12 protein-coding genes are annotated in these 13,043 nt (G+C 40.1%); 5 read left to right on the forward strand and 7 right to left on the reverse strand.

The window, feature by feature from the left end; genetic code table 11:
- Positions 1-459: 459 nt before the first annotated feature.
- Positions 460-654, forward strand: coding sequence for a hypothetical protein (locus tag G6053_RS14915; RefSeq protein WP_108634103.1), 195 nt, complete (start codon positions 460-462; stop codon positions 652-654).
- Positions 655-704: 50 nt separating this feature from the next.
- On the opposite strand, the gene G6053_RS14920 is transcribed toward G6053_RS14915, so the two are convergent.
- The gene (locus G6053_RS14920) at positions 705-1,613 is read right to left on the reverse strand and encodes a hypothetical protein (RefSeq protein ID WP_165306953.1); all 909 of its coding nucleotides are present in this window, start codon (positions 1,611-1,613) and stop codon (positions 705-707) included.
- 474 nt (positions 1,614-2,087) lie between these two features.
- Here G6053_RS14920 and G6053_RS14925 point away from each other — a divergent pair, with 474 nt between their 5' ends.
- Positions 2,088-2,519: a hypothetical protein gene (locus tag G6053_RS14925; protein WP_165306954.1), complete on the forward strand. Its 432-nt coding sequence runs from the start codon at positions 2,088-2,090 to the stop codon at positions 2,517-2,519.
- A gap of 94 nt (positions 2,520-2,613) precedes the next feature.
- Positions 2,614-3,174 carry a hypothetical protein gene (locus G6053_RS14930; protein ID WP_165306955.1) on the forward strand — a complete coding sequence of 187 codons (561 nt, stop codon included), beginning with the start codon at positions 2,614-2,616 and terminating at the stop codon, positions 3,172-3,174.
- A 19-nt stretch (positions 3,175-3,193) separates the two neighbouring features.
- Here G6053_RS14930 and G6053_RS14935 read toward each other — a convergent pair whose 3' ends face one another.
- Both G6053_RS14935 and G6053_RS14940 read right to left on the reverse strand, forming a co-directional pair.
- The gene (locus G6053_RS14935; protein WP_165306956.1) at positions 3,194-4,114 is read right to left on the reverse strand and encodes a helix-turn-helix transcriptional regulator; all 921 of its coding nucleotides are present in this window, start codon (positions 4,112-4,114) and stop codon (positions 3,194-3,196) included.
- A 61-nt stretch (positions 4,115-4,175) separates the two neighbouring features.
- Positions 4,176-4,952: an SDR family NAD(P)-dependent oxidoreductase gene (locus tag G6053_RS14940; RefSeq protein ID WP_165306957.1), complete on the reverse strand. Its 777-nt coding sequence runs from the start codon at positions 4,950-4,952 to the stop codon at positions 4,176-4,178.
- A 234-nt stretch (positions 4,953-5,186) separates the two neighbouring features.
- Here G6053_RS14940 and G6053_RS14945 point away from each other — a divergent pair, with 234 nt between their 5' ends.
- The gene (locus G6053_RS14945; protein WP_165306958.1) at positions 5,187-5,492 is read left to right on the forward strand and encodes a hypothetical protein; all 306 of its coding nucleotides are present in this window, start codon (positions 5,187-5,189) and stop codon (positions 5,490-5,492) included.
- Between the two features lie 38 nt (positions 5,493-5,530).
- Positions 5,531-5,752, forward strand: coding sequence for a hypothetical protein (locus G6053_RS14950; RefSeq protein ID WP_108634098.1), 222 nt, complete (start codon positions 5,531-5,533; stop codon positions 5,750-5,752).
- Between the two features lie 64 nt (positions 5,753-5,816).
- Here G6053_RS14950 and G6053_RS14955 read toward each other — a convergent pair whose 3' ends face one another.
- Genes G6053_RS14955 through G6053_RS14970 form a run of 4 tightly spaced genes read right to left on the reverse strand, consistent with a single transcriptional unit; the run spans position 5,817 to position 12,220 of the window.
- Complete coding sequence (locus tag G6053_RS14955) at positions 5,817-7,061, reverse strand: TlpA disulfide reductase family protein (RefSeq protein ID WP_165306959.1); 1,245 nt, start codon at positions 7,059-7,061, stop codon at positions 5,817-5,819.
- 2 nt (positions 7,062-7,063) lie between these two features.
- Positions 7,064-8,422 (reverse strand): RagB/SusD family nutrient uptake outer membrane protein, encoded by a 1,359-nt coding sequence (locus G6053_RS14960; RefSeq protein ID WP_165306960.1) that lies wholly within the window; start codon positions 8,420-8,422, stop codon positions 7,064-7,066.
- Positions 8,423-8,429: 7 nt separating this feature from the next.
- Complete coding sequence (locus G6053_RS14965) at positions 8,430-11,828, reverse strand: SusC/RagA family TonB-linked outer membrane protein (protein ID WP_165306961.1); 3,399 nt, start codon at positions 11,826-11,828, stop codon at positions 8,430-8,432.
- Between the two features lie 17 nt (positions 11,829-11,845).
- A complete protein-coding gene (locus G6053_RS14970; protein ID WP_165306962.1) occupies positions 11,846-12,220 on the reverse strand; it encodes a hypothetical protein in 375 nt (124 codons plus the stop codon).
- Positions 12,221-13,043 lie beyond the last annotated feature (823 nt).

Raw genomic sequence — 13,043 nt, forward strand, 5'->3', positions numbered from 1 at the left:
AAAGACAGAGCAAAGGTACGGGGAGTGTACCGGGAGTGTACTGAAAAGGTACCAATACCCTACCAAAAAGGTACTGAAGAGCTACTAAAAAGCTACCAAAGAGCTACAGTAATCAGTAGCGTATCAGTATGTAAAATGAGAATGAACCGTATCCACCTGACGAAGGCCAAGTACCGGGATATCGGAAGAATCTATGTGCCGTCATATCAGTTTCTGACCCTATGTAATAGATCAAATAACCTTGGTCAAATTATTATAATACAATTATTTAAAACAAAACAATTGCACAAACGTTAAATGTAGATTATTAACTTTTTTCTTAAGGGCTGTCTTTAGAAGCAGGTATTGTGCAGCTATAGACAGAGAGGTATCCAGCTGACAGGAGAATCATGGTACCATTAGGTATTGTCCTCGGCATGCTCATGCTATGCCCAACGACAATCCGTAGCCCTATTTCCAATGACTAAAAAATACCGACTGTGTATCAGTGCAAAGGATGTCGCATCCGTACTCGACCTTAGCCCCAGACAGGCGCAGCGCAAATATCAACAGGCAAAAGATGCCTATGGAAAAGCCAGGCACCAGCCCCTCACTGTACAGGAGTTTGCAGCCTATTACGACTTACCGCTAGCGGAAGTCATCGAAAGACTTTGAGTCTCATAACAGCTATATAGATAAGGGGGACGGCCTACCGTCCCCTGATTTTAATCCTTATCCTCGGGCAATATTAGCATCCATTCACGCTTGATCTCCAAGAACCTATCGTATGCTTCCCCTGATACTTTTAGGCGTTCATTGGATTCGCCAAATAGTTCAACGATATAATCATTCTCATCTCTATATTGATCTTTGATCGCCATATGTTGTATCAGCATCCCCCGACCAGCACGGAAAAATAAGTTGGGCCACATTTTTTCAATTTTGGCTAGCGAATCTATATCGACGGTACCCTCGCGGCCATCCAGTAGGCGAACGTCGACCAGCTTAGATCTGGCAGACCCCTCCTTCAGGTGGAAATACGCAACCTGGGGAATTCTGACAGATTCACTTACAGCTCCTATCATTACCTCAAACTGTTGGGTGGCCTCTTTGAGGCAAGCTTTCAACCTGGATTCATGGCTGCTTAAACGATCGTGGTTTGCACGCAATCGCTGTTTCCGGCTTTTCAGTTCCGCCAGTTCATGTTCATAATGCATAAGTAGCTCATTACTCTTTATTTCCTGCGCTTTTATCTGTTCATCTTTCTGCAAGAGCCATTTTTGCATTACCTTTCCCCGCTTCTTCCTATAGTTATTAATTTTTCTTTCCCTTCGGAAAGCATAATAAAACTGAACCATGATCAGGCAGAACATAACGACGACAAAATCCCGTTCAAAATAATCCCGCTTTTGCAAATCCACACCAAATAGCGCTAAATAGATTTGATACACTACCCGGAGCGCAATAGCTCCCAATAGAAGTACAAGGGTTACAAACTGGATCGGATAACGTAATTTATCGTTTTGCCCCAAGAGAGTACTCGTATCCAGTTTGTATACAATGTAGGCGATAGGCGTTATCGCCAGTAGCATTAATACCCAACTGAAAAGAAATATCACACCATGTTTTTTCATGGTTATACTCGAAAAAAAAGACTCGTACGTTGTATAAAAAGTGATGAAACAAGATGAAATACCTGCAAATAATAATATAATCCACATGTTCCCATACCACGACCGAAAGAAAGGTTTGAATATCATCATAATAGGTTGGTAATAATTAATCCACAAGTTAATAAAATATATAATTAATACGGGTAACATTTCCTTTACATTTTTATAGTAGATTTTATTTAATCCTTCATGGTTTTCAAAACTGTCCTGAACGGCTTTAAAACGTGTTTTACTTTCGCTTCGCCGAAGAGGATTTCAATCTCGTCGATTTGGGTCTTCATTTTCTTCACTATTTAACGATTAGGCCTTAGCTTCGTTCTTCGATCGAATTATAAAATAAATTAATTTTTAACACATGTGCGCCGCAATTAACAAAGCTATAGTACAGCCATGCCACTATCTGCTGTGGGGCATTAAAAAAATAAAAACAGAAAAATGAACAAATACACACTTGATGACCCAGGAGTCAAACGATGGCTCCGGAACTTGTACAACTCGACCATTGAATTCCAGATGTCTGAGCAAAAGTTGATTCTGCTCTGTCTATACAGCTGGCTTAATTCCCGCTTTGAACTTTCTGAAGAACAATTGGAGTATATGCTATCGTTGTCCGCCGATTTCAAAAACAATCTCGCACAACAGATTGCTTTTGCCATTAATAATCAGGCAGACATCACTTTGGATAAGCAGACCAATGAAAACAACACCAGCACCTTTCCCCGGGATTCGGTCAAGGTAACGGAATACGAGTCAAACAAGATCCAGTCAGATACGCCGGAAATCCCCGTCGAATCTGAAGCAAATGCGATCTTTAGTCGCCGTTTGGAAGGGCATTTAATCGTCAGGATTTACTACACGCTTCTATAGGCTATCTAAAACAGTCCCACAAAAACGCCATGGGCCATATCTCTCTCATGGCGTTTCTTCTTTTCATGAACTCTTCATTTACACCATATTAACCGTGAAACGTTTTACCAAACATTTAAATACCTACTTCAATGCAGATGATCCATGTCGCGATGAACTCATAAAGCATACCAAAATACGCCAGGGGAAGCGTGGGCAAACCTACTGTCGGGAGGATGAAAGCCGTCCCTATTGGTGCTATGTGCTTGATGGCAGGGTCGGTGCTTATGAGATGAAACTCAAAAAGCCCTATCTCCACTGGATCGCAACCGAAGGACATTACTTTACCGGTACCAAGCATGAGTACAGTTTTAACAGTCAGGACCTGAATATTCAATTTCTCAAAAAAAGCACCATTGCCTGTATCCCGCTGACTGTATTGCAGGAGCTGCAAGATCAGTATCCGAGCATGCATCACTTTGTCAGTATCATGCGGCAGCGTAAATCTGACTTTTTCAATAAAAAGGGATTAATCATGGCGCAGGAAGCGCTTGACAGGTATGCAAAACTCAAAGAGCTGATGCCTGCGCTATTCCTCAGTTTGAACAATAAGCTGCTGAGCCAATTTTTATATATCAACCCAAAGACAATATATGAAAGCAAAAAGCGACTATGAACTCCCCCGTCTGCTGATATCAATTAAACATCACCCTAAATTCCAATGGTGTTTGGGAGGTTTTTTTCTTGAACAGTTTGCTGAAACTTTGCGCATGCTCAAAACCCAATTCATAAGCGATTTCGTTTACGGTAAGTTGTGTCGTAGATAACTTCTCTTTTGCTTTTTCAATGAGTTTATTGTGGATGAACTGTTGGGTACTCTGACCAATGAGAGAACGTAGCATATCACTTAGATACCCTGCAGAAATATTCAATTGTTCCGAAAGAAAATGTACCGTGGGAACACCTTGGTTAGCCGAATTCCCACCGTTCAGATAATCATCCAAAAGAGCCTCTGTCTTCTGCAAAATATCATTGTTTACATTTTTCCGGGTAATGAACTGCCGCTTGTAAAATCGGTTGACATAATTCAGCATCAACTCAATCTGCGAAATAATCACTTCTTGGCTGAATTCATCTATCCGATTGTCCAATTCATTTTTCATGATGTTCAGGATAGCGATCATAGTTTCCCTTTCCTGATCAGATAAATGCAAGGCTTCATTCACAGCGTAAGAAAAATAGCCGTACTTCTTAATTTTATGTGCTAAGGGATAACCCAGAAAAAAGTCAGGATGAATCAGCAGCAGATAAGCATAGGTATCGCTATTATATTCTGTGCTGCCAACCAATTGATTGGGAGCAAAAAAAAGCATGCTTCCGTCATTAAAATCATAATAGTCTCTACCGTACTTAAGTTTTCCGCTGTTTTTTGTAATAAAGGTTATTTTATAGAAACTTAAGATATCGTAGATTGGTGCCATATCGGTATTGAATGGATTGTCCTGATTGAAATGGACCAAGCTAATCAAGGGATGCTGAGGTTTTGGCAGGCCAAAAGCCTCATGGCTCTCAGATATGGATATAAAGCGTCTTAACTTGTCATCTTTCTTTTTCATATTATAAATTTATAAAAAAACCTGCAACGCTTTTGCTACAGGTTTTATAGTCAGGGAGATTTTACCACGGCACTTGACCGCCTTGTTCTGTACGGTAAGTGGCCGGTCCGGTAAAACTTCCATTCGGAATATCTTCTGCCAGCACAACGCGTATAGGTTCGAGAGATCCTTCTTCCACCGTATCGGTACCCTCAAAGTTATTCAGCGCGGTAGCTGTAAAGCCGGGGCTTACGAGATTAACCTTAACATTTGTATTTTCCAATTCATTTGCAAGAGAAAGGAAAACACCATTCAAGGCTGTTTTGGAAGCACCATATACCGCATCAAATCCGCTCCGAAAGGCATTGTCTGGATCAGCATTAAGGGTAAGTGAACCTAGTGAACTTGAAACCGTTACGATCCGTGATTCTTTTGCTTTCCGCAGTAATGGTAATAGCGCCTGAGTGATGGCAAGGGTGCCAAAGACATTGGTTTCCCAGACCTGACGCATTTCATCTATTGATGTGATGCTTGCCTTCTGGGCACTAAGAATTTCCCACATTGTGCGTCCGGGAACCCCTGCATTTGAAATTGCCGCATTATTGACCAGCAAAGTAAGATACCCAAATTCACTTTCTATTTTATTTACAGCATTTTTGATTGATGCAGGGTCGGTAATATCCAGCTGAATAGCTTGTGTAGAACCTCCTATTCTGTTGGCTGCATCTTCTCCTTTTTGTAAATTTCGTGATCCCAAAAATACATTATATCCATTGTCAGCAAGAGCTTTGGCAATCTGAAAACCGACACCCGTATTGGCACCTGTAACAAGGGCCACTTTAATTTCATTTGTCCTCATATTTAATTTATTTAGAATTTGATAAGACAAAGTTGCTGATCTGAGTAGCGTTAATTGTAGTCGAATTGAGGGAATGTCTAACCAAATTAAGGGTGGGTACACATTCAAGGGCATCACCGAAATTGTCTGGTATAATTGGGCGTTTTGGAAAAAAAAGTAAAATACTACCGCCAGACCCGATTTTAGGCTGTAAAGTATCCGCTCCTTTGTAATAGACAATTACAAAAGAAAAAAATGGTGAGTTACTTTAAATATATCGCAAAACAAATAGTACGGTCAATCCATATCGCAGTGCTCGTACTCCGCTATTCCGGAGCTGGCAATTCCCAATGGGGACAGGATTTTACCAAGCTGTATTTGTGTGTGATGGAAAAAAGAGTTCGCAAAGAGTCTGCCCTGACAAGGTATAGACGTAAGTTTGCACTCTTCCCCCGATGGTGGGTACAAAAGATATTGGTCTGGCAAATAAGGAGTCCCCGCCAGTACCATCAAGCTTTCTATGCGAAAGCCGGGGCCATCAAACTGCAAAGTGAGATGTGACCAATTAAATAAATTATGATATAGAATAAGGAGGTCAAATGGCATGGTTTTCATTAACCGGATCACAAGCTTCTAATCCAAATAGCTATACATTACAGGGGGCTCAGCCTTCTTGTCCTGGTACAGAACAGATCTGTGCCATTCAAGCAAGTGCCGACAGCAACAATAAACCAGTTATCACAACTGCATTATATGCAGAAATGGTTGATGCGTTGCATGATCAGACTCCCTCTGACAATGTCAAGCTGAAGGATAGATAATAGAAGAACATAGGCAATCGCCAACTGTAGAAGGGTACGGCCAAAACCGTACCCTTATTGCGTATTATTTAAACTCCTCTATAACAATAGCCTCAAAATCTGCCTCACCCTCTACCAAAACACATCCATATTGGCGCAATTGCATATTCAATTCGTCAATATCTTTAAAACTGCCTATTTCCAAAATCTTATCTGACTTCTTTTGATCAGCTATCAAGGGCATTTGTTCATTGATTGACATAAATTTTGTGAAAACATCAGTTCCTGCATACTGCATCTTATTTTCAATAGTTTTGTTCATTTTTACAGGCGGACAATCTACCAATAATAAGCATTTTTGTTTCTTGGTAGTCCAATATGATTTTATACCTAAAAATGAGTGGAGGTCGCCAAGCACCAATCTGCCCATAACCGAATCTGGATATTGAATGTTATCCACTCTTTCATAGCTTATAGCATTTTTTACATCCCAAGCTTCTCCTGATTTAGTAAAATTTTCATATATACTGGAATCCCTTACTTTCCATATAATCTGTGAATTACGCAAAATGGAATTTGAGCGTTGGATTTTGTTCCATGCATTAATTAAAGACCTGTATATAGATCGATTATAGAAAGATGTCTTTACATTATTGCTTAAGCTATCTTTTACGATTTTCAAAGCTTGCACTTTCACGCCATTTTGATATCCGGAAAGCCAAACCCCCAAAGTACCTTTGGCATTATCCTTTGCCAGATCTACCGTACCATAATCATCTTTGATAGGTAAATCAATATGTCCATTCTGCAAAAGGAGTTTGATATTTTCTTCGGTCACTACCCTGTGAAAAGTAATGGCCTGTACCTTCCCCTTATAAATAATTACCACATGCGGTGCAGACTCATGAGGAAACAATGATTTCAGATACTTATCATTGTAAATTACGGGCAAATAGACTTTTTTCTCCTTTAAAAAGGCATTATCGTGATAGAACTTTGTAAGTGTTTTTCTATCCTGCCATGCAACATTATAGATTTGAAGATCTTTGGAAAACTTGTTTTGCAGCATTTGCATATTAGGCATAGAGGCAATACACACAGTACAATAAGTATCAAAGAAATCTAAAATGACTATCTTATTTTTGACGGCATCCCAGTTCAAGTTTTTTTCAATACCGCGCATTAAATCCCCGGTTTCAAATCCATTGAATTGATCTCCAATATGTAATGGATTTGTAGCCACACTATTGTTTTGAGCATACACCTTATAAGGACTATAGAAGTATAGGACACATAATAAAATTCGACAAATATATTTTCTATTTTTCATAACTATCTTTGATTTTGTGGAATTCCTCCAAGGTTTACAGCAATTTCTGGTAATCGAAAAGCATATTTTGGGCTGTTGGGTTCGAGCGTGTAAATATTATTTCCCAATATGCGCTTTAATGTTATTTTGAACCTATTGTCCAGGTTGAGTCGTTTTAGATCCGACCACCGCCGGCCGCGGTACAATAGTTCTTTCCTTCTCTCCTCTAGAATCATGGGCAGCAATTGATCCGCATTCGTTTCGGTCCAGTCCACAAAAGTGCCTGTCTTCCACCTCTTTTTAAGCAAAGTATTTATGGTAGAAAGTGCATTATTTATCTTACCTAAACGGACCGCCGCTTCGGCCTTGATTAAATACTGTTCACTCGTACTTAGCCCCACAAATAGATTTCCGGTAGAGCTATCATAGCTTCCTTTAAAATGCTTAGCCCCAATTTTAATCGTAGAAGAATCCAAAAATAGGACTTTGCGTAGGTCATTTGATTCATACGATGTACACAATACTGAATCTACAAAAGATACATTAGAGCTCATGATACCAACAGATTTACAAACTGCAGGAAACAAAACTTCTTTATTAAAACGAGTGAAGGGAAGCTCATCTGTACGATTGACCGTATTAAAATCTATCAGATCAGGATATAGTGCAATAGCCGAGTCTGCATATAGAAAAGCCTTTTCAAAATTCCCCATATCCAAGTACGCCCTCCCCATCGCTGCATAAGCAGATTTCAAAGAAGGCTTTCCGATGTAAGGGTTTTCGACTGGAAGACAACGAATAGCTACCTGATAATCACTTAGGATCTGTTTGTAACTATCTTTTAGCGATGACCGGGAAACATTTTCATCGACCTCAGGATTAAGCCTTAATGGAATGCCCTGTTCCGCGGCAGCGCCAGATTCCCTATAGCCATTGCAAAATGTACCTACCAATTGCTGAAAAGCAAAAGCACGAAAGAAATGAGCCTCCCCTTTTAACCTACTGTACTGTGCCTTATCATTCATCGGTTCAAGCGTTTTCAATACATCTAGGACTTGATTAGCATTATTTACCACTTTGTACGCTGCACGCCATTGACTAGCATCCTCATACGGTAGATCGGCCCATATATAGGCATTTCTCTGATCCAACACCGAAGCAGATTCCCAAAGGTCCTTTGTGAGATAATAATCATCCGAACTAAGTTCTCCAAAATTTGGATAGTTTGCATTCATTGTTGAATAATCGTTCATCAAAAGCTCCAGATCATTCAAACTTTTGGGAACGACCAATTTTATGTCAGGCTTTTCGTCCAAAAAGCTGGTACAGCTGGCCTGCAACAACAGAAACAGCGAATAAATTAATAGATTCTTTTTCATCATAAATATTTTATAGATTAAAGTTTAATCCGATCGAATAAGTACGCGGATCGGGTAATGAAGCCCCGTATTCTGGATCAACTCCAAATTTATTCGCGCGCCATATGCTGCAAATGTTCTGCGTATAAGCGTATATCCTACTATTTTTCAAACCATATCGCTTTAAGATATCCAGATTTAAACTTAGCTGGATATCGCGAAGTTTAATCTGCCCAGCATTGGATACCAGTACCGAAGAATGTCTATATACATTACTTGAAGAGCTATTTGCAGGATATACAAACGCAGGGACATCGGTCCACAATTCATCTCCCGGCTTTTGCCATCTTTTAGCATAGTCTTGATGACCTAAGTAACTATTAATAAAATCAGCATTATTAAAAGATTCCCTTAGGAAAACATGGCCCAAACTATAGCTTATATTAAAGGACATCTCCAGATCCTTCCAGCGAAAAGAATTTCGAAAGCTACCGAAATACAATGGTTTGACAGATCCCATATTTTCCAACGCGTCTACACTTTGAGAGGTGATGCCAATGTAGTCCTTTGAAATCTCACCATTCAAGTACGCTTGTGGGGAGCCATCTATTGGATCAAGGCCGGCCCATTTATACGTCAACAGACTATAAAGATCCATTCCTTCAAAAGGTGTGCTCGCCTGGCCTCCCGGCCATCCAATATATAGAAAAGACAGATCTGAGGGGTCAGCGTATGCTTTTTTAACTTTGGTCCTATTATAGGAAAACACCAGGTTATTGTCCCATTGCCAATTTGTAGACTTTAGCGGAATGGTGTGCAAGGAAATATCCCAACCTCTCCCCTTCAGGTTTGCATAGTTGACACTTAACGTTGTAAAACCAGAAGTTGGATCAACAGGTGCATTTGAGATCAGGTCTTGGCTATTTTTATGGTAGTATTCTATACTTCCATTTAATCTGTTGCCTTTCAAATTAAAATCCAGACCAAAATTCAAATTGCTTACTCTTTCCCATTTCAAAGATGGATTGGGCGGTTTATTCATCATCGCGTAATTTTGTCCGGTTATATAATGTGGATCACTTGAGATATTCAATACAGGATAAGCAGAGACCGTATTATTGACATTGCCATTGTAACCATAGGTAGCCCTCAGTTTTAAAAACTGAAATGGTAATGACTGTAAAAACTGTTCATTACTCAATATCCATGTGGTACCGGCTGACCAAAACGGTTGACCACGATCATTGGACTTCACCCCAAAAAGGTTGGAAGCATCCTTTCTATAGCTTCCACTCAACACATATCGATCCATGTAGCTATAGGAAGCATTGGCATAATAGGATACATAACGGTTCACTGTTCCTTCATATCTATTCCGATCAATCAGGTTGTTTGTCCCCATCTTACCGTTCATGACGGGAACAGATTTACCATATTGTACAGATTGAAAACTACCTGTTTCGGGATTATAACCATAATACTGTGACACCTGCATTTGATTCCTCAATTGCCTTATATCATAGCCGACCAATACATTTAGTTCATGTTTGTCCTGCCACCTCTTCCCATATTCGGCATTTAGCCTTCCTTGATGCGCTTTGCTTTCGTTGATCGTATTCAACATAAAATCGCCAACAGGCAATGCCCAGGTCACTTTAGCTGGATTCCAGCTTGCATAATAATTAAGCTCGTTCCGCGTGGTATAGGATCCAAGTCCACGCCATAGCTCAATCGGATTGTTGGTCCTTTGAAAAGAATACAGCCCTTTTAAAGACAGTCCAAAATTAAAACTGTATGCAGCTGAGAGATTAGCGACTATTTCCTGTACTTTTTGCGTCTCCCTCGAGGCATCCAACTCTTTTAATGGGGTATAAAACCAATCGAGCAAGCGCCCACTGGCCACGGTGTCAATAAAATTTATATTCTTTCCACTGAAATTTAAGCTCTTAGGATCTCCATTTTCATCAACCAATCTCATGTAACGGTAATTGGTCAGCCCGGAGCCCATATATTGAAATTCGACGGGGTCAACTGGTTTTTTATTTCGGGCATCCGTATATGTAATTCCCAGATCCAGAAGTAAATTCTTGGCAGGTTTAATCTGTGAGGTAGATTTCAGCACCAAGCGCTCATAAGAATTCCGTGTCACATTCCCCCTATTGTTATCATAACCAGCGGAAAATAGTGTATTCACCTTTTCACCACCACTACGTAGCTGAACATTGTACTGCTGATTAAAGCCTTTCTGGTAAATATATTTCAAGAAATCATCCCTGCTATCTATGGTTCGCAATTTATTCAACTCAGCATCTAGATCAGCTTGTGTTATTTTACCAGCCTGATGATCTTTGAATAACCACAAAATAGGTTCAGGATTCGCGTTATATTTGGTAAAAACAGATTTATACTTGCCTTTATCGAACAAAAACTTTTGTGCATCGATATAATCTGATGTATTCATCAATTTATAATAATAAAGATCGGGTTTGTCTATCAGTGTAAAGTTGGTATTGAAGGAAACCTGTGTATTTTCATTAAATTTCCCCCTCTTTGTCGTAATTACGATAACCCCATTTCCAGACTGTGCTCCCCAGATCGAGGCCGACGCAGCATCTTTTAGCACTGAAATACTCTCTATATCATTGGGGTTAATATTATTAAAATTACCAAGACCATATTCTGCAAGCTTACCTTCGTATGGAATACCATCCACCACAATTAACGGCCAGATATTTTTACCGAGCGTGCTTACTCCCCGTACATTGATATTCATAAGCGCCCCACGATTGTCGGAAAACATTTTTCCACTCGATATACTTGGCACTACATCTTCCAGCCTACTGATAAAATCAGTTGACACCTTACGGTTGAGCAGCTTGTTATCTACAAATTCGAAGCTTCCCGTTGCCCGCTCCTTCGGTATCTTTTGATATCCGGTAGAGACCACCTCCACCTCTTCCAATTGATTCTCCAGTGGTATCAATTTTACTGTTAACGATACTCCAGCGGAGTAAGGTAAGGCTAGAGGCTTATAACCGACATGGCTAAACTTGACGGTTCCCTTGGAAGCTTTTACTGGCATTGAGAAGGAGCCGTCACTTTTGGAGGATGCTCTCCCCTTTTCATCTTCGATACGAACCGACACCCCATGTATCGGTTTACCATCTAGTACTGAAGCCACTGTACCAGATACTGTTAAAGGCCCATTAGCCCCGCTGTCCTTGCGGGGCGTCTGAGCCGATAAACTAAACATATGAAATACAGCAATGCATGTCAAAAGCATTGTTGTATTCTTCAATGCCTTTAAAAAACAAGTTAAATAGGATTGAAAAACTAAGATGAACAAGATTACTAAGGTTGTAATCTGTATAACTGGAATATTGACTACCTTATCCAATAAGGCAGCGCATAGATTAGATCTTTTTATCATCTGCTTATGGATTAGTATTATTCTGTAATTCGGTTAAAAAAACTATAGATCCTTTGCTTGGCTTCCAGATCGGCTGTAATGACGTCAGCAGGTTCAGCAAAGGCAAATGGCACCGCATCGATACCGATCTTGCGGAAGTGCACCAGGAAATAAGCCATCAGCACACGGCACACTTTCATCAAAAAGGTATGCATCTGCTTCACATCGGCAACATCTTCCTGTACGGTCCCCTTTCTATAGTTTTCAAAGAGTACCCACAGGATTTCCTGTAATTCGGTAATGGTATGTTGGGACCAGAACTCCCGAATGGTATTTAATGGATCGTATCCATTGTCGTATATTTCATAACATGCTAGCTCAAAGGGTAGCAGATTGTTTGATTGTTGGTTCATAATTTAGTTTTATCAAGTATGACAAACCTTTGAGGGTTGGCTGAGATAAAAGCATAGCTTCCCCTTTCGCGAAAATTTCGCGTTCAAAAGGCTTGTCATCGCACGGGTCGAATGCGACCTATGCCAAATGGACAAATAATATTAAAAGTCCGAAAAGCGCCGAGATACAATTTCAAGGCATAAATAGGGTTAATTATGGCGCTCCCTGCCGGAAAGAAGTAAATACCGACCTACAGCAATATTGGATTGCAATAAAAACTGACGGTAAAAAGTTTGGACTAAATGAAAATTTGCTTAATTTTAAGGTGCAAATATTAAATCAAGCTGTATCATTGGCCAATAGTACCTTTTTATGCAATTCTCGGTATTTGTAGGTCGGTGACAGGCATCTAAAGAGGGAAATTAAACTGAACTGCGTTCAGCTGCCCTTTCATTTTAAGGAAGGGAACACCTCCCCTTTTTGTTGCTCTTTACAGCCTGTTTTAGATTGAGCGCAACCTATTCGGGTGCGCGGAATATGTTCTTTAAAAGTGATTTGCGGGAATACCTCGCGAAGCGATCTGTGATCGTCGGCGGGTGATGGATGGTGTTTGTACTGTTCGTTCTCATAATTGTTTTTGGTTTTTATGTGAACGAGCTCTATAATAACGAAGGGTGAAACCTTACGTTTAATCATTCTTCTCACTAAGGCAAAGCCCTAGGTCAGACCTAAGAAAACTCTTAGGCGGCACCTGAAAATGATTGCACAGTAAGGCCCACCCCTACGCTATTATTATTTACAAATATAATAATATCTGTAGGAAATGAGCATAACCTTACCGTC

It is taken from the genome of Sphingobacterium sp. DR205 (assembly GCF_011064245.1).
In the GTDB taxonomy this organism is placed as follows: Bacteria; Bacteroidota; Bacteroidia; order Sphingobacteriales; family Sphingobacteriaceae; genus Sphingobacterium; species Sphingobacterium athyrii.

Excerpts from the sequence above, each read along its gene's own strand:
- G6053_RS14915 (WP_108634103.1), top strand. The coding sequence starts at position 460 with ATGACTAAAAAATACCGACTGTGTATCAGTGCAAAGGATGTCGCATCC.
- G6053_RS14920 (WP_165306953.1), bottom strand. The coding sequence starts at position 1,613 with ATGAAAAAACATGGTGTGATATTTCTTTTCAGTTGGGTATTAATGCTA.
- G6053_RS14925 (WP_165306954.1), top strand. The coding sequence starts at position 2,088 with ATGAACAAATACACACTTGATGACCCAGGAGTCAAACGATGGCTCCGG.
- G6053_RS14935 (WP_165306956.1), bottom strand. The coding sequence starts at position 4,114 with ATGAAAAAGAAAGATGACAAGTTAAGACGCTTTATATCCATATCTGAG.
- G6053_RS14940 (WP_165306957.1), bottom strand. The coding sequence starts at position 4,952 with ATGAGGACAAATGAAATTAAAGTGGCCCTTGTTACAGGTGCCAATACG.
- G6053_RS14945 (WP_165306958.1), top strand. The coding sequence starts at position 5,187 with ATGGTGAGTTACTTTAAATATATCGCAAAACAAATAGTACGGTCAATC.
- G6053_RS14950 (WP_108634098.1), top strand. The coding sequence starts at position 5,531 with ATGGCATGGTTTTCATTAACCGGATCACAAGCTTCTAATCCAAATAGC.
- G6053_RS14955 (WP_165306959.1), bottom strand. The coding sequence starts at position 7,061 with ATGAAAAATAGAAAATATATTTGTCGAATTTTATTATGTGTCCTATAC.
- G6053_RS14960 (WP_165306960.1), bottom strand. The coding sequence starts at position 8,422 with ATGATGAAAAAGAATCTATTAATTTATTCGCTGTTTCTGTTGTTGCAG.
- G6053_RS14965 (WP_165306961.1), bottom strand. The coding sequence starts at position 11,828 with ATGATAAAAAGATCTAATCTATGCGCTGCCTTATTGGATAAGGTAGTC.
- G6053_RS14970 (WP_165306962.1), bottom strand. The coding sequence starts at position 12,220 with ATGAACCAACAATCAAACAATCTGCTACCCTTTGAGCTAGCATGTTAT.